Raw genomic sequence first — 21240 nt, forward strand, 5'->3', positions numbered from 1 at the left:
CAGCAATGATAACTGACAGCCGGGGCTTTCCCGTTTGCAGCGATAAGAGGCACTGATGACTGAATATGATTTTGTAATAAAAACGGATGATTTATCCTCACCACAAACCGGCGCACTGATTACTCTGCATTTACAGGGAATGGCACAGAATACGCCGCAGGAGCATGTTTACGCGCTCGGTAAAAACGGCCTGCGGGCGGATAACATCCGTGTCTGGAGTGTATGGGCCGGTGACCGTATCGCAGCGGTCGGGGCGCTGAAACAAATTTCCGCCGCACAGGGCGAAATAAAATCAATGCGGGCTCACCCGGATTTTCGCGGCAAAGGGGCGGGTAAACTGCTGTTGCTGCATATTATTGCACAGGCAAAACAGAGCGGCATGACGTGCCTGAGCCTGGAGACCGGCTGCCATCCGGATTTTGAACCGGCACTGGCACTGTACCGGCGCTGCGGTTTTCAGGCCGGATCGGCGTTTGGTGATTATCAGGCCGGTGAACATCATCAGTTTTTCCATCTGGATCTTTGATAACAGGGCGGGTTTACGGAAACCCGCATTTTTATACTTTTTTTATACCTTTCCCGCCGAATTTTGCGACATCTTTGCACCCGCTTTTCTAGACTCAATGATGAATACCTCACACATGTAAGGACAAGTTATGAGTCTGGCTCTTATTGCAGGCATCGCCGGTACATTACTGCTGCTGGCATACCTCCTTTATGCCCTGATTAATGCGGAGAAATTCTGATGGCCGCGAATGCCTTTTTACTTATCGCCGGGTTTCTGATTGTTTTGCTGATTGCGGCAAAACTGCTCAGTAACCTGCTGGTCTGCTTTATTGACGGTACACCGCTGCCGGTTCTGCGCCGTGTGGAAGGTGTGCTGTGGCGCTTTGCGGGGATTGGCCGCGACGAGATGCGCTGGCAGGGATATCTGACAGCACTGCTGCTGTTTAATGCGCTGGGACTGATTTTCCTGACGGCGATCCTGATGCTGCAGGCGGATTTACCGCTCAATCCGCGTCACTTCCCGGGGATGTCATGGGATCTGGCGCTGAACACGGCGGTCAGTTTTGTCACTAATACCAACTGGCAGTCTTACAGCGGAGAATCCGCAGTCAGCTATTTCAGTCAGATGGCCGGACTGACAGTACAGAACTTCCTGTCTGCCGCCACCGGTATTGCTGTGGCGTTTGCCCTGATCCGCGCTCTGTGCCGCCGTTCTGTGCAGACACTCGGCAATGCGTGGGCGGATCTGACCCGTATCACGCTGTGGCTGCTGCTGCCGCTCTCCGTGATTATTGCGCTGTTCTTTATTTCGCAGGGCGTGATTCAGAACTTCCATGACTACCAGACCATTATCACCCCGGAAGGCGTGCAGCAGGTGCTGCCGATGGGGCCGGTGGCCTCCCAGGAAGCGATTAAACTGCTCGGTACCAACGGCGGCGGCTTCTTCGGTGCCAACTCAGCGCATCCGTTTGAAAACCCGACCGCACTGACCAACTTTGTGCAGATGCTGGCGATTTTCCTGATCCCGGCGGCACTCTGTTTTGCATTCGGGCGCTGTGCCGGTAACCCGGGCCAGGGCCGTGCACTGCTGGCCGCGATGACCATTGTCTTTGTTGCCGCCGCTGTGGCGGTGATGTGGAGCGAAACTCACGGTAATCCGGCTTTTGCGGGGATGGGGATCGACAGCACCTTCAATATGGAAGGGAAAGAGAGCCGCTTCGGTATCCTTGCCACCGGGCTGTTTGTGGCCGTGACCACCGCCGCCTCCTGTGGTGCGGTAAACAGTATGCATGACTCCCTGACTCCGCTGGGCGGTCTTGTGCCGCTGTGGCTGATGCAGATCGGTGAAGTGATCTTCGGCGGTGTGGGTGCCGGTTTCTACGGAATGATGCTGTTTGTTTTCCTCGCCGTTTTTATCGCCGGACTGATGATTGGCCGCACGCCGGAATACCTCAGCAAAAAAATCGAGGTGCGGGAGATGAAACTGACCGCGTTGGCGATTCTGGTCACCCCGGCGCTGGTTCTCGGCGGCACGGCGCTGGCTATGATGACGGAGGCCGGACGCGGCGCGATGCTCAATCCGGGCGCTCACGGCTTCAGTGAAGTGCTGTATGCCCTCTCATCCGCTTCAAACAATAACGGCAGTGCCTTTGCCGGGCTGAGTACCAACACCCCGTTCTGGAACCTGCTGCTGGCATTCTGCATGCTCGCGGGCCGCTTCGTGGTGATTGCGCTGGTGATGATGCTGGCAGGCTCGCTGGTCAGCAAAACCATCCGGACCGCCGGGGCAGGCACACTGCCGACAACCGGGCCGCTGTTTACCGGGCTGCTGATCGCCGCAATATTGCTGATCGGCGCACTGACCTTTGTTCCTGCACTGGCACTGGGGCCGGTGGCGGAATTTCTTGATTTACTTAAGTGATTGACGGGAGAACACCATGAGTCGTCAGACACAGCGATTATTTGAACCCGCACTGGTGCGCCGCGCACTGCCGGATGCATTCCGCAAGCTCTCGCCGGTGGTGCAGTGGCAGAACCCGGTGATGTTTATTGTCTGGTGCGGCAGCCTGCTGACCACACTGCTGGCCGCCGGGATGTTCAGCGGATTTATCAGCGGTAACGGCGGATTTACCCTCACCGTCGCCCTGTGGCTGTGGTTTACCGTGCTGTTTGCCAACTTCGCCGAAGCGCTGGCGGAAGGGCGCAGCAAAGCGCAGGCCGACAGCCTGAAAGGAATGAAAAAAACCAGCCGCGCACGGCGTCTGCATGCGGCACAGCGCGACAGCGGTTTTGATATGGTCTCCGCTGATACCCTGCGCAAAGGGGATTTGGTACTGGTGGAAGCAGGGGATCTGATCCCGTGTGACGGTACCGTGCTGGAAGGCGGTGCATCTGTGGATGAGAGCGCCATTACCGGTGAATCCGCGCCGGTGATCCGCGAATCCGGCGGCGATTTTGCTTCTGTTACCGGCGGTACCCGGATTCTGTCCGACTGGCTGATTATTGAGTGCAGTGCCAACCCGGGTGACAGCTTCCTTGACCGCATGATCAGCATGGTCGAAGGTGCGAAACGCAGCAAAACGCCGAATGAGATTGCCCTGACCATCCTGCTGGCCGCACTGAGTATTGTGTTCCTGCTGGCGGTGGCGACACTCTGGCCGTTTACCGCCTATACCGGCCATCCGGTCACTCTGACAGTGATGATTGCCCTGCTGGTCTGTCTGATCCCGACTACCATCAGCGGCCTGCTTTCAGCTATTGGTGTGGCAGGGATGAGCCGTATGCTGGCCGCCAATGTCATCGCCACCAGCGGCCGTGCCGTGGAAGCTGCCGGGGATGTGGACGTGCTGTTGCTGGACAAAACCGGCACCATCACACTGGGTAACCGCCAGGCCTCTGCTTTCCTGGCTGCATCCGGTGTGGATGAAAGAACGCTGGCAGATGCAGCTCAGTTGTCATCACTGGCGGATGAAACCCCGGAAGGACGCAGTATCGTGGTGCTGGCAAAACAGCGTTTCAGCCTGCGGGCGCGTGATCTGGAAAGCCTGAATGCGACTTTTATCCCGTTTACCGCCCAGACCCGCATGAGCGGCATCAATGTGGACGGGCGCACTATCCGTAAAGGTTCTGTCGATGCTATCCGCCGCTATATTGAGGCTAACCACGGTCATTTTCCGGCACAGGTCGACAAACTGGTGGAAGAGGTTGCACGCAGCGGCGGAACCCCGCTGGTAGTGGCCGAAGAGCATCGCGTGCTCGGGGTGATCGCCCTGAAAGATATCGTAAAAGGCGGGATCCGCGAACGCTTTGCACAACTGCGCCAGATGGGGATCAAAACTGTGATGATCACAGGGGATAACCGGCTGACGGCTGCGGCGATTGCTGCCGAGGCCGGTGTGGATGATTTCCTGGCGGAAGCCACCCCGGAAGCCAAACTGGCGCTGATCCGTCAGTATCAGAAAGAAGGGCGGTTGGTGGCAATGACCGGCGACGGCACCAATGATGCGCCGGCACTGGCACAGGCGGATGTCGCGGTGGCGATGAACTCGGGCACCCAGGCGGCGAAAGAGGCGGGGAATATGGTCGATCTGGACTCCAACCCGACCAAGCTGATTGAGGTGGTGCATATCGGTAAACAGATGCTGATGACACGCGGCTCGCTGACCACGTTCAGTATCTCCAATGATATCGCCAAGTATTTTGCCATTATCCCGGCGGCGTTTGCGGTGACCTATCCGCAGCTGGATGCACTCAATATCATGCGTCTGCACTCGCCGGATTCCGCCATGTTAAGTGCGGTTATCTTCAACGCCCTGATTATTGTCTTTCTGATCCCGCTGGCGCTGAAAGGGGTGCCGTACCATGCCCTGAGCGCCGCACAGATGTTACGCCGTAATCTGTGGATCTACGGACTGGGTGGCCTGGTTGTGCCGTTTATCGGTATAAAATTGATAGATATGTTACTGACCCTGACAGGGTTAGTATAAGGATAAACAATGAGTCAGATACGTCCTGCAATCATAATATTTCTGGTTCTGGCACTGGTAACAGGGGTATTTTATCCTCTGCTGACCACCTCGCTCGGGGAGTGGTGGTTTGCCCGCCAGGCCAACGGCTCACTGATTGAAGTGAATAACGAAGTCAAAGGCTCGGCGCTGATCGGCCAGCAGTTCACACAGCCCGGTTATTTTCACGGACGCCCGTCAGAAACAGCAGAGCATCCGTATAACGCCCTGAGTTCCGGCGGCAGCAACCTGAGCACCGGCAACCCGGAACTGTTACAGCGGGTGGCGCAGCGGGCAGAAACATTAAGGGCGGAAAACCCGGATGCTTCCCGCCCGGTGCCGGTTGACCTGGTGACCGCCTCTGCCAGCGGGCTGGATCCGGATATCTCTCCGGATGCCGCTTACTGGCAGGCCGCGCGGGTGGCCAAAGCGCGTAATATGACACAGGCGGAGGTGGAGAAACTGATCCGCGAACATATCACCACTCCGGTGCCTGCGTTTACCGGTGTGCCGGTCGTGAATGTGCTGGCACTGAATCTGGCGCTGGATGCACATGCGGCGGACAAAACCAGCCTGAACTAACGGAAGGACAGCATTATGTATGATGAGCCACTGCGTCCCGATCCTGACCAGTTACTGGCACAGGTCACAGAGCGCCCGCGCGGGAAACTGAAGATTTTCTTCGGTGCCTGTGCGGGTGTCGGGAAAACCTACGCCATGCTGAAAGAGGCGCAGCGGCTGCGTGAGCAGGGCATTGATGTGCTGGCCGGGGTGGTGGAAACCCACGGCCGCAGTGAAACCGCTGCCTTGCTGGAAGGGCTGCGCATCCTGCCGCTGAAAAAGCATAACTACCGGGGGCGGCAGGTGGCGGGGTTTGATCTCGACCGCGCGCTGGCGATCCATCCGGCGGTGATCCTGATGGACGAACTGGCGCACACCAACATCCCCGGCGCCCGCCACCCGAAACGCTGGCAGGATGTGGAAGAGCTGCTCAATGCCGGGATCGATGTCCTCACCACCATCAATGTGCAGCACCTGGAAAGCCTGAACGACATTGTCGGCGGCGTGACTGGTGTTCGTGTGCGCGAAACCGTACCGGACCCGGTGTTTGATGCCGCCGATGAAATCGTACTGGTGGATTTAACGCCGGACGACCTGCTCGACAGACTGCGTGAGGGAAAAGTGTATCTCCCTGCTCAGGCGGAGCGGGCGATCGAGCACTTTTTCCGCAAAGGCAATCTGCTGGCACTGCGTGAACTGGCGCTGCGGCGGACCACTGACCGTGTCGATGAACAAATGCGTGCCTGGCGGGAGCGGAAAGGTCAGGAGAAAGTCTGGCACACCCGGGATGCGATTCTGGTCTGTCTGCGTCCGGACGGCGGCAATGAAAAACTGGTGCGTGCCGCAGCCCGGCTGGCGGCACGGCTCGGCAGTGACTGGCATGCCATTTTTGTCGAAACCCCCGCACGGCATAAGCTGCCGTCACCGCAGCGGCGTACTATCCTCACCACCCTGTCGCTGGCGCAGCAACTGGGAGCCACCACGGCAACGCTGGCGGAGCCGGAAGAGGGCCGCGCGGTGATCCGCTATGCGCGTGAAAATAACCTCGGCAAAATTATGATTGTCCGCCATGAGCGGACATCCTGGTGGCGGCGCGACAAATTACAGGAACAGCTCAGCCGTAGTGCCGCTGATCTGGATGTGGTGATGATCGCCCCGCAGGACCGGCAGCCGGAAAACCGTGAGAAATTCAGCGACAACCGGCCGTTCCTGGATAAACACAAAACCGATTTACAGGGTTGTGTTGTCGCGGCACTGATTTGCGCCGTCACTACCCTTATGGCGCATCACTGGCTGATGGCCTTTGATAACGCCAACCTGGTAATGCTCTATATCCTGGGCGTGGTGGTGGTGGCGCGGTTTTACGGGCGCTGGCCTTCTGTGTTTGCCACCATTATTAACGTTATCAGCTTTGATATCTTTCTTATCAACCCGAAAGGCACGCTGGCCGTTTCGGATATGCAGTATCTGCTCACCTTCGCGGTGATGATGACCGTCGGGCTGGTGATCGGCAGCCTGACTGCCGGTGTCCGCTATCAGGCCAGGGTGGCACGTTACCGCGAGCAGCGCACCTGGCATCTGTATGAAATGTCGAAAGCGCTGGCGGTGGCGCGGGAATCTGATGATATTGCCTCTGTCAGTTGCCACTTTATCAGCCACAGCCTGCATGCCCGCTGCGAAATGCTGCTGCCGGATGAGCAGGGTAACCTGATCCCGGCAGGGGGCGGGGTGGCGGATAACGGCCGTGACGATGCCATCATCCGCTGGAGTTATGACAAAGGCCAGCCCGCCGGGTTCGGCACCGGTACTCTGCCCGGTGTGCCGTATCAGATCCTGCCGGTCTGCACGACAGAGAAAGTGTACGGCGTGGTGATTGTGGAGCCGTATAACCGCCGTCAGCTGCTGATCCCCGAACAGCAGCGGCTGCTGGAAACCCTGATCCTGCTGGCAGCGGGGGCGCTGGAACGCCGCACGCTGACAGAACGCGAGGCGCAGTCGCGGCTGGTCAGTGAACGCGAGCAGGTGCGCAACTCGCTGCTGGCGGCGCTGTCCCATGATCTGCGCACGCCGCTGACTGTACTGTTTGGTCAGGCGGAGATCCTGACGCTGGATCTGACCAGCGAAGGTTCACCGTATGCCGCGCAGGCCAATGAGATCCGCCAGCATATCCTCAGCACCACGCGGCTGGTCAATAACCTGCTGGATATGGCGCGGATCCAGTCCGGCGGCTTTAATCTCAATAAAGAGTGGCTACCGCTGGAAGAGGTGATCGGCAGTGCCCTGCAAATGCTGAAACCGCGTTTTGATACGGATTCGGTGCAGATTGACCTCAATGACCCGATGCAGCTGATTTGTGCGGACGGCCCGCTGTTTGAACGGGTGTTGATCAATCTGCTGGAAAACGCGATAAAATATGCCGGGCCGCAGGCGCAGATTGGCATCCGCTCGCGGTTGTCGGACAATATGATTGATATTGAAGTGTGGGATAACGGCCCGGGCATCCCGGCCGGACAGGAAGCACAGATATTTGAGAAATTTTCGCGCGGCCAGAAAGAATCCGCCATTCCGGGGATCGGCCTCGGGCTGGCTATCTGCCGGGCGATTGCGGAAGTGCACGGCGGCACTATTTTAGCCGGAAACCGTGACGGGGGTGGCGCAAGCTTCCATATCCGTCTACCCTGTGAAGACCCGCCCGTGATTGATGAAGATGATAACCCGTTGTGACCACTGTACTGATTATTGAAGATGAAAAAGGGATCCGCCGCCTTCTGCGCACTGCGCTGGAAGGGGATTCTGTGCGTGTGTTTGAAGCGGAAGACCTGGCACGCGGGCTGGTGGAAGCGGCGACCCGCAAACCGGATCTGGTGATCCTTGATCTGGGTCTGCCGGACGGTGACGGCATCACCTTTGTGCAGGAATTCCGTCAGTGGAGTTCCGTGCCGGTGCTGGTGCTTTCCGCCCGTGACAGTGAGCATGACAAAATTGCCGCCCTGGATGCCGGGGCGGATGACTATATGACCAAACCCTTTGGTGTCGGGGAGTTACAGGCGCGGCTGCGGGTGCTGATGCGCCGCTATCCCGGCAGCGAAAAAAATGATCCTGTTTATGAATTCGGGGATATCTGTGTGGATATTGCCGGGCGTCAGGTCAGGAAAGGCGGGGAGGAAGTGCATCTCACACCGATTGAATTCCGCCTGCTGACCATTCTTATCGGCCACAGCGGCAAAGTACTGACTCAGCGGCAACTGCTCAATGAAGTGTGGGGGCCGAACGCCGTCGAACACGCCCACTACCTGCGTATTTACATGGGACATCTGCGCCAGAAACTGGAAACGGATCCGGCCCGTCCTCAGCATTTCATCACTGAAACCGGTATCGGTTACCGGTTTGTATCCGTTCCCTGAATACCTCTCCGGCCTTTTTTTTACCTCCGTCACTGTTATAGGAAAACTGTTCTGTTTTCCGGCAGTTTTTATCGTTTACATCAAAAAATTGTTATTTTGTGCGCTTTATAGTGAAACCAGGTGATACAGACCCACGGATTTTTAAGTACCTAAAAGGAGTTAGTTATGGATTTTGCTATCCAGCTTGTCGTGGTATTGATCTGTCTGTTTTACGGGGCGCGTAAAGGCGGGATTGCCCTGGGTTTACTGGGCGGGATTGGCCTGGTGCTGCTGGTTTTTGTCTTCCACTTAAAGCCCGGAAAGCCGCCGGTGGATGTAATGCTGGTGATTATTGCGGTCGTGGCGGCATCGGCTACCTTGCAGGCATCCGGAGGACTGGATGTGATGCTGCAGATAGCAGAGCGTCTTTTGCGGCGTAACCCGAAATATGTCTCTATTGTGGCGCCGTTTGTGACCTGTCTGCTGACTATTCTGTGCGGTACCGGGCACGTCGTCTATACCATCTTACCTATCATTTATGATGTCGCGATTAAAAATAATATCCGCCCGGAAAGGCCGATGGCGGCCAGTACAATAGGCTCCCAGATGGGGATAATCGCCAGCCCGGTGTCGGTTGCGGTGGTCTCCCTGGTCGCCATGCTGGGGGATGTGACCATCAACGGCAAACATCTGAGCTTTGTTGACCTGCTGGCGATCACCATTCCATCCACCCTGATCGGGATACTGTGCATCGGTATCTTCAGCTGGTATCGCGGTAAAGACCTGGATAAGGATCCGGAATTTCAGTCATTTATCGCAAAACCGGAGAACCGGAAATACGTCTACGGCGATACCGCCACCCTGCTCAATAAAAAATTACCGGCCAGTAACTGGCTGGCAATGTGGATCTTTCTGGCCTCTATCGCGGTCGTTGCATCACTGGGGGCATTTTCGTGGCTGCGGCCGGTTTTTGACGGCAAGCCGCTGTCGATGGTTTTGGTGATTCAGATCTTTATGCTGCTGGCAGGGGCATTAATTATTATCTTTACCGATACCAAACCGGCATCTATTTCGAAGAATGAAGTATTCCGCTCGGGGATGATCGCGATTGTGGCGGTTTACGGTATCGCGTGGATGGCGGAAACCATGTTCGGTGCTCACCTTGAGCAGATTGAGGGTGTGCTGGGATCGCTGGTCAAAGAGTATCCGTGGGCTTACGCAGTGGTGCTGCTGCTGGTGTCCAAGTTTGTCAACTCGCAGGCGGCGGCTCTGGCGGCAGTGGTTCCGCTCGCGCTGATGATCGGGGTCAATCCGGCTTATATTGTGGCATCCGCACCGGCCTGTTACGGCTACTATATTCTGCCGACCTACCCGAGTGACCTGGCGGCTATCCAGTTCGACCGCTCAGGTACCACCAAAATCGGGCGCTTTGTGATTAACCACAGCTTTATTGCGCCGGGACTGATCGGTGTCGGGGTTTCCTGTGTGTGCGGCTGGTTCTTTTCCGCCATGTACGGTTTTCTCTGACAACCATCCGGAACAGTGATAACGGGCAGTCATGCCCGTTATCTGCCCGTTAATCATTAAGATACTGAAGACGGCGTTCCGGCAAGCTGAAAGACACCAACCATCTCATTGAGTGTACCGGCCTGCTCATTCAGGGAGGAGGCTGCGGCAACAGACTGTTCCACCAGGGTGGCATTCTGCTGGGTAGCGGAATCAATCAGCCCGATAGCACTGTTGATCTGAGTGATCCCGTCAGTCTGTTCATGACTGGCGTGGCCTATCTCATGCAGTAAATCAGCCATCTGGCTGACGTTACTGACAATACCGCGCAGTGATTCAGCGGCTTCCTCCACCAGTTGCAGCCCCTCGCGGGTCTGACCGGCAGAGTTTTCAATCAGGGTGCGGATCTCACCGGCTGAATCGGCACTGCGCTGTGCCAGCAGGCGGACTTCACCGGCCACCACCGCAAAACCGCGTCCGTGCTCACCGGCTCTGGCGGCTTCCACAGCGGCATTCAGCGCCAGAATATTGGTCTGGAACGCAATAGAATCAATCAGATTGATAATATCTGACATCCGGGTGGCCGTCGTGTTGATCATACGGATTTTATCCGTCACCTGCTCCATCATTTCGCCGTTGTGTTTCACCACCCCGGCGGTATCCGCCGACAGTGCGGTTGCCTTAAGGGTATTGGCGGCGGTATTTTTCACTGTCGCGGTGATCTGCTCCATTGAGGCGGCAGTTTCCTCCACTGACGCGGCCTGTTCTTCCGTGCGGGCGGCCAGGTTCTGGTTACCGGCAACAATCTGCTCTGCGGTGGCAGACAGGCTGACTGCGCCGTTTTTCACCTCTGTTACGATATCCTGCAAATGAACCTGCATTTCAGCCAGGGCATTAAGCAGCACCCCGGTTTCATCATGATGTGTGACATTGACCTGCTGTGTCAGATCCCCCTGTGCAATGGCACGGGCAAGCGTGACGGCTTTGTCCAGCGGACGGGTGATACTGACCACAATAATCCGCGCCAGTACGGCACTGATGATGGCACTGATGATAGTCAGAGTGATCAGCAGGAGGCGGTTGGTTTTGAAATTACTTTCCACCTGATTTCCCGCCTCTTTCATATGCGCATCCTGAATGGCGATTAACTGCATCACATTGTCGCGGTAAGCGCGCTGAATACCGGCTGTGGTATTCACCATCTCATTGATTGCAGAGGCTTCATCTCCGTTTTGTGAAAACTGAACCATACGGCGCTGTGAGGTGAGGTACTGCTGGCGGACTGAGCGGATCTCTTTCAGGATGTTCTGAGATGCCTCATCCTTCAGCGTCTCATTAAATTCATCCAGAATCAGGGTGATTTTTTTACTGGTTTCAGAAGCACCGGCGGCCAGCTGACGAATCTGAGGATTTTTATCATCCAGCAGCAGGAGTTGCTGAATGCCGACAAAATCATGAAAATAATCAATCAGTAAGTTTGCTTTTACCGTGATCGGATAATCCTCGTCCAGGATATCGCGGATGCCGTCATTGGCGTTATTCAGGCTGACAACCGACAGTGTGGCGCTGATGACCATCAGCAGAATGGAAAAGCCAAAAGCCACGAAGAGTTTCGTACTGATTTTAATGCTGCGCAGAAGCATCATTCCTCCGGATACTCAGTAAATGACTGGTTATCGGAAACTATAGAGAAAACTTTATCAATTAATTAAATTAATTTATAAGCACATGACAATAACAGCAGAGATAACAACGGGTTGGTTTGGTTATTTTTCTTCGGGAGTGATCTTTCCGGGGGATTATTTCAGTGCTTAAGACCTTTATTTTATACTTTGTTGATGTTTTGTGCTGAGTTTTTATGTCAGTACGGCGCAAAAAATGAGGTAAAAACGCGCGGATTTCTTATTTTTTCCTGTCAGAAATCACGGGATATTTTGCTGAAAAATAAGAATTATTTTCTTTTTTATCCCGGAAGGGAGAATAAACGTGTTTTTTTCCCGGAAAATGAGATGGATTTTATGCTGCCGATTTACAGGTTGATTTTATAATCAGATTATAATGTACTGTATAGTACATTTTTGATATTAACCAGAGAGGCCTGCATGGAAAAGAATAAAAAAATCATTCGCGGCGGCACAATCATCACAATGGATGATGCCACCGGCGATATTATCAACGGCGCGATACTGATCGAGGGCAACCGGATCAGCGCAATCAGTGCGGATATACAGGCATTTGATCACCACACCGATGCGCAGGTGATTGATGCACAAGGGGCGATTGTCACACCGGGCATGATCGATGCGCACCGCCATAACTGGATGGCACTGTTCCGTGGTGTTTCGGCGGAAGAGTCGTTACCGGCATTTCTTATCAATACCTTCCATGCATTCGGCGCAATGATGACGGCAGACAATATGTATGCGGCGGTTCTGAACGGTAATATCAGCGCTCTGAATGCCGGTACGACAACGGTTTATGAGGTGAATGACTGTGTTAACTCACCGGAACATGCCGCTAATGCTGTTGCTGCTATGAAGGACAGCGGCATCCGTGGTGTCTACGGTTATGGTATGCAGGTGTATGATTTTAAACCCGCCGGTTTTGCTTCCATGGATGCACGGCGTGATTGTGCCCGTGAGATCTCTGAAACCCTGTTCCGCGACCAGGATCGGCTGACAGCCGGGATGCTGATTTCCGATCCCGGTACGGTGCCGTTTGCTGAATCGGCAAAACAGATCCGTCTGGCGGATGGTCTCGGCCTGAAACACGCCTCACACACCGGGGCGGCCAAAACCTCGGTTCTGCTGCGTGGTTTGCGTGAACTGGACGACCACGGTTTACTGCTGCCGGGACATATCCACGCCCACAGTAACGGGCTGACCGGCGAAGACTGGAAACTGATCGCCAAAAGCGGCGGCCATGTGGCGAGCACGCCGTCCAGCGAGTTACAGATGGGGATGGGGTTCCTGCCTTATCAGCCTTGTGCGGAGTATGGGATCCCGTTTGCACTCGGAACGGATTTCACCGGTGTGACAACAGATGATCTGTTCACTCAGATGAATATGGCACTGCAGATTGAACGTGCACTGGCGAATGAAAAAGTACATCAGCGCGATACTATGCCGTTTGAAATTACCCCGACTGTCCGCGAGGCTCTGCACTGGGCGACCCTCGGCGCAGCACAGGTGCTGGGCATGGAAAACGAGATCGGCTCGCTGGTGGCCGGGAAAAAAGCGGACATCATTATTATCCGCCACAGAGATGGTTTTGTGGCACCGGTGCACGCCGCAGGCAGTGTGGTGCAGATGACACATACCGGTGATATCGATACTGTGCTGGCCGACGGTGTGATCCGCAAACAAAACGGCATGCTGACCGGTTTTGATCTTCCGGAAGTGACCCGGTTATCCCGTAACGCTCTGGCTGAGCTGGAAACACGCATCCGCGACCGGAAAATCCTCAATGCACAGGAAGTGGAAGCGTTCTTCCGTCTGGCTGAGCGGATGGCCTCCTTCCACTTCGCACAGGCTTACAGTGATGAATTTTTTACTCAGGCGATGAATAAGGCCTGATGTGCAGTGCGCTGCGGCGGGCAGCGGTCTCTCTTAGTGATCCCGCCTTTTCGGGGATTCCGGTTTATTGCGGAATCCCCCTTTTTTATCTGTTTTACCAGTGAAGGGTCAGTGTGGTGGTTATCTGCCGGTCATTGCCCCAACTGCATGCTGCATCCGTAAAGCAGGCAGATACATAGTGTTTATTGAACAGGTTATTGATATTCAGCGCGATCTCCGCATCTTCAAGAGCCGGGAGGTTATCAAGCCGGTAGCGCAGCATCATATCCGCCACGGTATAGGCGGGAACAGTGAAGCTGTTGGCATCATCCCCCTGTGTTTTGCCGTTATAGCGTACGCCGCCGCCGATAGTCAGGCCGCTGAGCGGCGTGCTGTCAAAGGTATAATCTGTCCACAGAGAGGCGGTATGCGCCGGTACCATCGCGGGGTGATGATTGGTATTCTCCGCCTGCTGACGGAAACGGGTATCGGTATAAGCATAGCCGGCGATCAGGTTCCAGTTGTAGGTCAGCGCCGCTTTGGTTTCCAGCTCAATCCCCCGCGAACGGATTTTTCCGCCCTGCACACTGAAAAACGGATTCAGCGGGTCACGGTGCAGGTTATTGTCTTTGGTCAGCTCATAAACGGCGAGTGTGGCAGACAGCGCGGCATTTTCCGGCAGGTATTTCAGCCCAGCTTCATACTGTTTACCCCGTGACGGATCCAGCGGTTTGCCGCTGACCGTGGCCGCAGTACTTGGCTCAAAGGATTCGCTGTAGCTGAAATACGGAGCGAAACCATAAGGCAGCTGATAGTTCACACCGCCGCGCCAGGTAAACTCGTGGTCAGTCTGGTGATGAGTGGTATCACCGCTGATGTTATCGCGGCCGCGGGATTTGCTGGTGTTTTCGTCATAACGGCCGCCGAGGGTGAATGTCCAGTCCTTCAGAAAGAGCTGATCCTGGGCGTAGATCCCGATTTGGTGGTTTTTATTTATTGCTTTCGAATTTATCCCCGGGATGATTGTCAGATTGCCGTATTGCGGGGATCGCAGATCCAGCGGGGCAGCAACACCGACCTCATTAACCATCCGGTTGCGCAGCTGTGAGTAATCCACACCTGTCATCAGGGTATTGCGCCAGCCGTGGCCGCTGATGTTGTGGATGACATGGGTATCAGTGACCAGACCGGACAGCCGCTCGTCATTATGTATATGGCTGCGGGCAAGCGTTGATGAGAGATCCTGCTGCGGTACGCCGTAACAGGCCGCCGGATTGCTGCTGTATAGTCCGCTGCCGTAAATAGTGCGCCAGTTGGTGCTGATCTGCTGGTAACGCATGCCCTGATGCAGTGACCAGTTATCATTGAATGTATGATCAAACTGCCAGCCGATCAGCCGCTGCTGCCGTTCAAAGCGGTTATAGCCCGGCTCGCCTTCGTTAAAACCGGTCGGCAATTTCCCGGCAGCGCCGCCGTCAACGGTACCTTCACGCGGCAGCCAGCCGTAATAGCCGTTACGCGGCGCATTCATGGCCTGGGCGGTAAGCAGTAAAGAAGTGGCATCATCCGGCTGCCAGAGATAAGAACCCTGTAAAGCATAATACCGTTCCCGCTCCCCCTGTTGCTGTTGGTGCTGGTCATGCAGTGTGCCGGTCAGGCGGTAAGCCTGTGTTTCCTCATCATTCAGGGCATCACTGAGATCAAACCCGGTCTGCCACAGGTGGTGATTCCCTGCCTGTAAGCGGATTTCCCGCAGCGGGTTCATCTGCGGCCGTTTGGAGGTCATGGTGACCACGCCGCCCGGATTGGATTGCCCGTAAAGCACAGAAGCCGGGCCTTTCAGCACATCAATCCGCTGCATAAATTCCGGCAGCATCCTGCTTTCCGCATACATATCCCCCTGAACTTTTAATCCGTCCAGATAGATATTCTGGCTGACATTATGGAAGCCGCGCATCATCACACTGTCGAAAACGGATGAACTGCCGGAGGTGCCGGTCACTACGCCGGGTGTGTATCCCAGTGCCTGTTTCAGTGTGGCAGGATTGCGGGCGGTGATTTCCTCCTCACTGATCACGGAGACCGAGGAAGGGACTTTATTCAGCGGCGTGGCCGTTTTGGTGGCGCTGTCGCTGTGTGTGGCGCGATATGTGCCGTTATTTTCCAGCGGACTGACGGCAGGCGGCGCGGCGGTGACCACGATTTCATCTTCAGCGGCGTGGCAGACACCGGCAACCAGTAAAGCCGCCAGCGAAAGCCGGAACAGGGAAGTGCGGTAAAGTGCAGTCATACATCTTATCTCATTGAATGATAATTATTACCGTCACAAAAGGCATGTGTGCGGATGACGGCTGTGATAAATAATGAAAAAGGCTGCCGGAGCAGCCATCAGGGTTAATACAGGTGATTACGCCGCATCATTCTGCGGATGTGGTTTCTTCAGGAAGAAGGCGAAAACCAGTGATAACAGACCGAGCAGCAGGCTCAGCCAGAATACGGCATGGATCCCCGACGCCAGTGCCGCGGTTGCTGTCTGCTGTGTTGCTGCCGCATCACGGTAAAAAGACATCAGAGAGATGGCCGATGCGGTACCGACGGCGCCGGCTACCTGATAAAAGGTATTCCAGACAGCAGAGCCATCAGCATATAACCGGGCGGGTAAAGCACTCATCGCGGTAGTCTGCGCGGGCATAATCACACAGGTGACACCCAGACACAGGAGCATAAAAGCGGCGACAATCTGCCACACTGGTGAGTTCTCCCCGACGGCATACAGAAACAGCGCAGAACTCATCAGCATAAACAGGGAGCCGCAGACCACAAACGGGCGCGAGTCAAACCGGTTATAGAGAAAACCGATAAGTGGTGAGAACAGTACGTTGATAATATTGCCCGGCAGCAGCAGGATCCCGGCCATTGCCGCGCTCAGCATCAGCACATCTTTCAGGAATACCGGAAGAATAATCGCGGCGGAGAGCACACTCATCATGCTCAGGATCATCATGATCAGGCCAATAATAAACAGCGGATTACGGAACACATCCGGGTGGATCATCGGCATCGCCATGTGCGTCTGACGGCGGGCAAATACGGCAAGGCAGAGAACCCCCGCCAGCAGGGAACCCCAGACAGCGGGATCACGCAGGCTGTGTTCCGCCAGGATAGCCAGCCCGTAGATGATGCCGCTGAATCCGGCGGAGGAAAGCAGGAGAGACAAAATATCAATACGCGGTCTGGTGATATCACCAATCGGCGCAATAGACTTCACGGCAAGTAAAATGATGGCGGCATAGACCAGCGCACTGAGCCAGAAAATGGCATGCCAGCTGAACAAGGTGATAATAAAGCCGGAAATTGTCGGCCCCAGCGCCGGTGCCAGGGTAATGGCAATCCCCACCATTCCCATCACCATCCCGCGCTGATAGACCGGGAAAATGAGCAGTGCGGCACTCATCATCACAGGCAATATCACCCCGGTACCGACGGCCTGAATAACCCGCCCCAGAAGCAGTACCGCAAAACCGGGGGCCAGTGCGGCAATCAGACAACCGGCGAGCGACACACACAGCGCCGTGAGGATCAGTACCCTGGTATTAAACCAGCGCACCAGAAACGCCGACACCGGCACAAACACCGCCAGGGTCAGCAGATAGCCGGTCACCAGCCACTGTGCCTGACCGGCGGAGAGAGAGAACTGGCTCATCAGATTGGTGAGCGCCATATTTAATGCGGTTTCCCCGAACAGACCGGTAAATGTCCCGGCCATCAGTACGCTCAGCATCATTTTCGGGTAGCGTACCTGTATTGCTGCCTCTGTAGTCACATTCTTATCCTATTATTTCATCAACCAGGTTGACGAAAAGGAAAGTAACGCACTTTGCGACAATGGTCAACTTAGTTGACGAAGTGTTTTTGGTATACTGCACAAAAAGGAAAGGGGGAGCGCGTGAAAATTGCATTAAACGACCTGGATTTTATTGACCTTATCAGTGAGCGGCACACACTGCTCCGTGAGCGGATTGATGCGCTCTGGAATGTCCGGAGCGAAATTCACATGAGTAATTCGGAGTGGTACATTTTATCGAGGGTGTATGACCAGCCGGTATCCATAGCCGATATTTCCGCGACAGTGACCATCTCCCGTCAGGCGATTCATAAATTCATCCGACAGATGGAAGAGAAGGGATTAATCACCATCTTTGATGTTCAGGGCAGTAAAAAGCTCAAGGGGGTGAAAATGACACCGCACGGGCAGCAATGCTATGACGCTTATGAGGCCATCAAAACCGGATTGTGTGATGAAATTGGTGCTGCTGTCGGACAAGACAATCTCGCGCTGATCGTCCGGTTATTTCAGCAGCCCTGGTTTGATGAGAAACAGTAACGCCTTTTCTGCTGCCCGGAAAAGGCGTTTTCGTTCAGGTATGGTCTGCGGCAGAGAGGCGGGTGAACAGCCAGCGGAGCAGCACATCGGTCAGTGCGGCATCATCCGCCGGGTTCAGCTTTGCGGCTTCTTTCCGGAAATGCTGCCACAACACCCCATTCTGCCCGGGAATTTGCCGGTGCAGTCGCTGTGCTGCTTCCAGCTTGCCGCTGATATCCTGCGGATCCGGAAAAAGCGGCAGCGGCTGCCCGTACAGGCACAACAGGTCATCCTGCAGCTGTGAAATTTGTGACGGTACAAAATTCAGTAATTTCCCGCTGTGTATCAATGCCGGGGAATTCTCCGCCTGAACTGCCTGTAATGATTGATGTAATGCCTGTTGCAGTGCGTTCATTTCTCTCTCCTGATATCCGGGCTGCTGTACCGGGGATAGTAGCGGACAGGAAAATCAATGCTTCGCTGCCCGGCGAAATATCTGCGGTTATCATGGAAGAGGAAAAGAAACAGAACACTCCGGTTGTTGCTTTTTAATTGTGCTTATCCCGGGGAGAGGAAAAGGGGGGATTAAAATTTCTCATATAATCATGCATATAAGAAGCTTCCATATAATAATAGATACTGATTATCCATATATAACTCCCTTTATATTCTGAACAGCGGTGCGTACAGAATCCTGTCCGCTGCGCAAGCCGTTACAGTATTATTAAACACAGCGGGGAAGTGAAAAACAATGAGGTGGAATTACTTATGATAAAGGCAACAAAAAAGCCCTTTCAGTTATCCTGAAAAGGCTTTTCGATTCAATGCATTAAACGGTATTACTTAGTTCATGCCGTATTTTTTCAGTTTTTTACGCAGAGTACCGCGGTTGATACCCATCATCAGGGCAGCGCGGGTCTGGTTACCACGGGTGTATTGCATCACCATGTCCAACAATGGCTGTTCAACTTCAGCCAGTACCAGCTCATACAGTTCATTAACATCCTGACCGTTTAATTGAGCAAAATAGTTCTTCAGTGCTTGCTTAACTGAGTCACGTAACGGCTTTTGAGTTACCTGATCTTGTGAATTTACAGTAGCAACGGTTAGTACGTCAGAATTTACGCGTTGTTCGAACATAGTTCTGTCAGCTCTTTTCTTTATTTACGCAAAAAATTTTCAAAATATGCCTCCAACGCCTCCAGCTGTTCGCCGGCATCCTCAATGGCGTTGAATGTGCGCCGAAACTGAACATCAGGTGCATGTTCCTGCATATACCAGGAAACGTGCTTGCGGGCTATGCGGGCTCCCTTGCTTTGACCGTAAAAGTCGTGCAATTCCCGCACATGCTCACACATTATGCGTTTCACCTCTGCACCGGGCAGGGGCGGCAACAGTTCGCCTGTGTCCAGATAGTGCTGGATTTCCCGGAAGATCCAGGGTCTTCCCTGAGCAGCACGACCAATCATCAGCGCGTCTGCGCCGGTGTAGTCCAGTACTGCTCTGGCTTTAAGCGGGTCAGTAATGTCGCCATTGGCAATAACCGGGATGGCAACAGTCTGCTTAACTGTCCGGATGTTGTCATATTCGGCTTCACCATTAAACAGACAGGCGCGGGTCCTGCCATGGATCGTAAGAGCCTGAATACCGCAACGCTCGGCCAATTGGGCAATCGTGACACAGTTCCGTTCTTCCGGTGACCAGCCGGTGCGAATTTTCAGTGTGACGGGCACGTCCACCGCATTAACCACCGCTTTCAGAATCTCTTCCACCAGCGCCGGATAACGCAGCAGGGCGGAGCCTGCCAGCTTACGGTTCACTTTTTTTGCCGGACACCCCATATTGATATCGATGACCTGCGCACCACCGGCAACATTAATCTTTGCCGCGGCCGCCATTTCACCGGGATCATTACCGGCTATCTGCACAGAACGGATACCTGGCTCATCACTGTGTACCATGCGTAATCTCGATTTGTCCGTCTTCCAGACCTGAGGGTTGGAAGAGAGCATCTCTGAGACGGCCATACCCGCGCCCATTTCATAGCACAACGACCGGAAAGGCCGATCGGTGATGCCTGCCATAGGGGCCGCGATAAGGCGGTTTTTCAACTGGTATTGTCCGATACGCATAGACGAAGAAGTGTGGCCATACTGTGACTGCAAGGGCGCGTATATTACGCATTTTTTCAAAGATATGAAAGGACAAACTTTGAGCAAATCGACCTTTACGGCGAAATTTTTTTTATTGCTTTTTTCAGATTTTATTAATTAATGTTTTGTAACAATAAGTTAGCGTAAAATAGCATACAGTGCGGTTTTCTGATTTAATTTTCAGAATAAAATGCGTTTGCGTGAAACTGCTTAAAATATATTCACTGAATCACGCAAATGCACGATTTATATACCAAAAAGTAAGAATATCAGCCGCGTTTTGTCGCGGTAATCCGGCACCATTCTTCTTTTTCGGCAATCTCATCAATCTCAAAGACGTCACGGTAAGCATCTGCCACACCTTCTGCCTGAGTGGCGAGCACACCGGATAACCCGAGTAATCCGCCGGCCTGCGGCAGTGCGCCGATCACCGGCGCCAGTTCACGCAGCGGACCGGCCAGGATATTGGCCACCACAACGTCCGCAGAGAGCGTCCGAGGCTTTTTATCAGAGAGGTAAAGGGTCAGCCTGTCTGAAACGCCGTTGCGCTCTGCGTTGTCCCTGCTGGCCTGAATCGCCTGCGGATCGATATCGATACCGATAGCTTCTTTCGCACCCAGTTTCAGGGCGGCGATCGCCAGGATTCCGGAGCCGCAGCCGAAATCGATCACGGTTTTACCGTTCAGATCCAGCCCGTCGAGCCATTCCAGGCACAGAGAGGTGGTAGGGTGGGTACCGGTGCCGAATGCAAGGCCGGGATCGAGCATAACATTGACCGCATCCGGGTCAGGGATTTCACGCCAGCTCGGGCAGATCCACAGGCGCTGACCGAAACGCATCGGGTGGAAGTTATCCATCCACTCGCGTTCCCAGTCTTTGTCTTCAATCTGTTCGATCTTATGGACAAAGTTTTCGCCGAGCAGCGGGTGCTGCTGTAATTGCGCAACAACGGCTTTCATGTCCGTTTCAGCGTCATACAGGCCGATCACGTCGGTGTCGCCCCACAGGCGGGTTTCCCCCGGCAGCGGTTCAAAAATCGGGGTGTCGTGGCTGTCCTGAAAGGTAACGGAGACCGCACCGGTTTCAGTCAGTTCATCACCGATAACTTCGGCATCAGCACCGGTGGAATTTAATCGTATTTGGATCCAGGGCATAACATACTCTTTATAAAAAGCTCTTTATAAAAAAGCCCCTGTTTGACAGGGGCCT

Annotated in this window: 17 protein-coding genes; 10 read left to right on the forward strand and 7 right to left on the reverse strand. The window is 54.4% G+C overall.

Annotation, left to right across the window (positions count from 1 at the left end):
• The first annotated feature begins 55 nt into the window (after nt 1-55).
• The 8 genes from X965_RS00085 to X965_RS00115 all read left to right on the forward strand — a co-directional run bounded on the left by X965_RS00085 (nt 56) and on the right by X965_RS00115 (nt 9982).
• Nucleotides 56-526 carry a GNAT family N-acetyltransferase gene (locus tag X965_RS00085; protein WP_036416541.1) on the forward strand — a complete coding sequence of 157 codons (471 nt, stop codon included), beginning with the start codon at nt 56-58 and terminating at the stop codon, nt 524-526.
• Nucleotides 527-656: 130 nt separating this feature from the next.
• Nucleotides 657-746, forward strand: a complete 90-nt coding sequence (gene kdpF, locus X965_RS18795) for a K(+)-transporting ATPase subunit F (protein ID WP_015422983.1) — start codon at nt 657-659, stop codon at nt 744-746.
• Complete coding sequence (gene kdpA, locus X965_RS00090; protein ID WP_004240554.1) at nt 746-2428, forward strand: potassium-transporting ATPase subunit KdpA; 1683 nt, start codon at nt 746-748, stop codon at nt 2426-2428. Before kdpF ends, kdpA begins: the two co-directional genes overlap by 1 nt.
• A gap of 16 nt (nt 2429-2444) precedes the next feature.
• Nucleotides 2445-4493 carry a potassium-transporting ATPase subunit KdpB gene (gene kdpB / locus X965_RS00095; protein ID WP_032099064.1) on the forward strand — a complete coding sequence of 683 codons (2049 nt, stop codon included), beginning with the start codon at nt 2445-2447 and terminating at the stop codon, nt 4491-4493.
• Nucleotides 4494-4502: 9 nt separating this feature from the next.
• Nucleotides 4503-5093, forward strand: a complete 591-nt coding sequence (kdpC, locus tag X965_RS00100) for a potassium-transporting ATPase subunit KdpC (RefSeq protein ID WP_004236267.1) — start codon at nt 4503-4505, stop codon at nt 5091-5093.
• 15 nt (nt 5094-5108) lie between these two features.
• A complete protein-coding gene (gene kdpD / locus X965_RS00105) occupies nt 5109-7796 on the forward strand; it encodes a two-component system sensor histidine kinase KdpD (RefSeq protein WP_036416544.1) in 2688 nt (895 codons plus the stop codon).
• The gene (kdpE, locus tag X965_RS00110) at nt 7793-8476 is read left to right on the forward strand and encodes a two-component system response regulator KdpE (protein WP_024474493.1); all 684 of its coding nucleotides are present in this window, start codon (nt 7793-7795) and stop codon (nt 8474-8476) included. Before kdpD ends, kdpE begins: the two co-directional genes overlap by 4 nt.
• Nucleotides 8477-8641: 165 nt before the next feature.
• Complete coding sequence (locus X965_RS00115) at nt 8642-9982, forward strand: anaerobic C4-dicarboxylate transporter (protein ID WP_024474494.1); 1341 nt, start codon at nt 8642-8644, stop codon at nt 9980-9982.
• A 56-nt stretch (nt 9983-10038) separates the two neighbouring features.
• Here X965_RS00115 and X965_RS00120 read toward each other — a convergent pair whose 3' ends face one another.
• Nucleotides 10039-11604 carry a methyl-accepting chemotaxis protein gene (locus X965_RS00120; protein WP_036416547.1) on the reverse strand — a complete coding sequence of 522 codons (1566 nt, stop codon included), beginning with the start codon at nt 11602-11604 and terminating at the stop codon, nt 10039-10041.
• A 459-nt stretch (nt 11605-12063) separates the two neighbouring features.
• On the opposite strand from X965_RS00120, the gene X965_RS00130 reads away from it, so the two are divergent.
• Nucleotides 12064-13536, forward strand: coding sequence for an amidohydrolase family protein (locus tag X965_RS00130; protein ID WP_004236276.1), 1473 nt, complete (start codon nt 12064-12066; stop codon nt 13534-13536).
• A 94-nt stretch (nt 13537-13630) separates the two neighbouring features.
• On the opposite strand, the gene fhuA is transcribed toward X965_RS00130, so the two are convergent.
• Nucleotides 13631-15805, reverse strand: a complete 2175-nt coding sequence (fhuA, locus tag X965_RS00135) for a ferrichrome porin FhuA (RefSeq protein ID WP_036416549.1) — start codon at nt 15803-15805, stop codon at nt 13631-13633.
• Nucleotides 15806-15922: 117 nt separating this feature from the next.
• Nucleotides 15923-17338, reverse strand: a complete 1416-nt coding sequence (locus X965_RS00140; RefSeq protein WP_225310120.1) for a DHA2 family efflux MFS transporter permease subunit — start codon at nt 17336-17338, stop codon at nt 15923-15925.
• 123 nt (nt 17339-17461) lie between these two features.
• Between X965_RS00140 and X965_RS00145 the strand changes: the two genes are divergently transcribed.
• Nucleotides 17462-17899, forward strand: a complete 438-nt coding sequence (locus tag X965_RS00145; RefSeq protein ID WP_004240547.1) for a MarR family winged helix-turn-helix transcriptional regulator — start codon at nt 17462-17464, stop codon at nt 17897-17899.
• Nucleotides 17900-17933: 34 nt separating this feature from the next.
• Here the strand turns inward: X965_RS00145 and X965_RS00150 are convergent, their stop codons facing one another.
• The 4 genes from X965_RS00150 to prmA all read right to left on the reverse strand — a co-directional run bounded on the left by X965_RS00150 (nt 17934) and on the right by prmA (nt 21185).
• The gene (locus X965_RS00150) at nt 17934-18293 is read right to left on the reverse strand and encodes a hypothetical protein (RefSeq protein WP_004236282.1); all 360 of its coding nucleotides are present in this window, start codon (nt 18291-18293) and stop codon (nt 17934-17936) included.
• Between the two features lie 428 nt (nt 18294-18721).
• Nucleotides 18722-19018, reverse strand: coding sequence for a DNA-binding transcriptional regulator Fis (fis, locus tag X965_RS00155; RefSeq protein WP_004240545.1), 297 nt, complete (start codon nt 19016-19018; stop codon nt 18722-18724).
• Nucleotides 19019-19038: 20 nt separating this feature from the next.
• The gene (dusB, locus tag X965_RS00160) at nt 19039-20010 is read right to left on the reverse strand and encodes a tRNA dihydrouridine synthase DusB (protein ID WP_015422979.1); all 972 of its coding nucleotides are present in this window, start codon (nt 20008-20010) and stop codon (nt 19039-19041) included.
• A gap of 290 nt (nt 20011-20300) precedes the next feature.
• A complete protein-coding gene (gene prmA / locus X965_RS00165) occupies nt 20301-21185 on the reverse strand; it encodes a 50S ribosomal protein L11 methyltransferase (protein WP_036416554.1) in 885 nt (294 codons plus the stop codon).
• Nucleotides 21186-21240: the final 55 nt, after the last annotated feature.

This window comes from Morganella sp. EGD-HP17 (genome assembly GCF_000512315.2).
Classification (GTDB): domain Bacteria; phylum Pseudomonadota; class Gammaproteobacteria; order Enterobacterales; family Enterobacteriaceae; genus Morganella; species Morganella morganii.

Excerpts from the sequence above, each read along its gene's own strand:
- kdpA (WP_004240554.1), top strand. The coding sequence starts at position 746 with ATGGCCGCGAATGCCTTTTTACTTATCGCCGGGTTTCTGATTGTTTTG.
- X965_RS00130 (WP_004236276.1), top strand. The coding sequence starts at position 12,064 with ATGGAAAAGAATAAAAAAATCATTCGCGGCGGCACAATCATCACAATG.
- X965_RS00115 (WP_024474494.1), top strand. The coding sequence starts at position 8,642 with ATGGATTTTGCTATCCAGCTTGTCGTGGTATTGATCTGTCTGTTTTAC.
- X965_RS00150 (WP_004236282.1), bottom strand. The coding sequence starts at position 18,293 with ATGAACGCACTGCAACAGGCATTACATCAATCATTACAGGCAGTTCAG.
- fis (WP_004240545.1), bottom strand. The coding sequence starts at position 19,018 with ATGTTCGAACAACGCGTAAATTCTGACGTACTAACCGTTGCTACTGTA.
- kdpC (WP_004236267.1), top strand. The coding sequence starts at position 4,503 with ATGAGTCAGATACGTCCTGCAATCATAATATTTCTGGTTCTGGCACTG.
- prmA (WP_036416554.1), bottom strand. The coding sequence starts at position 21,185 with ATGCCCTGGATCCAAATACGATTAAATTCCACCGGTGCTGATGCCGAA.
- kdpD (WP_036416544.1), top strand. The coding sequence starts at position 5,109 with ATGTATGATGAGCCACTGCGTCCCGATCCTGACCAGTTACTGGCACAG.
- X965_RS00085 (WP_036416541.1), top strand. The coding sequence starts at position 56 with ATGACTGAATATGATTTTGTAATAAAAACGGATGATTTATCCTCACCA.
- kdpF (WP_015422983.1), top strand. The coding sequence starts at position 657 with ATGAGTCTGGCTCTTATTGCAGGCATCGCCGGTACATTACTGCTGCTG.
- dusB (WP_015422979.1), bottom strand. The coding sequence starts at position 20,010 with ATGCGTATCGGACAATACCAGTTGAAAAACCGCCTTATCGCGGCCCCT.
- X965_RS00120 (WP_036416547.1), bottom strand. The coding sequence starts at position 11,604 with ATGCTTCTGCGCAGCATTAAAATCAGTACGAAACTCTTCGTGGCTTTT.
- kdpB (WP_032099064.1), top strand. The coding sequence starts at position 2,445 with ATGAGTCGTCAGACACAGCGATTATTTGAACCCGCACTGGTGCGCCGC.
- fhuA (WP_036416549.1), bottom strand. The coding sequence starts at position 15,805 with ATGACTGCACTTTACCGCACTTCCCTGTTCCGGCTTTCGCTGGCGGCT.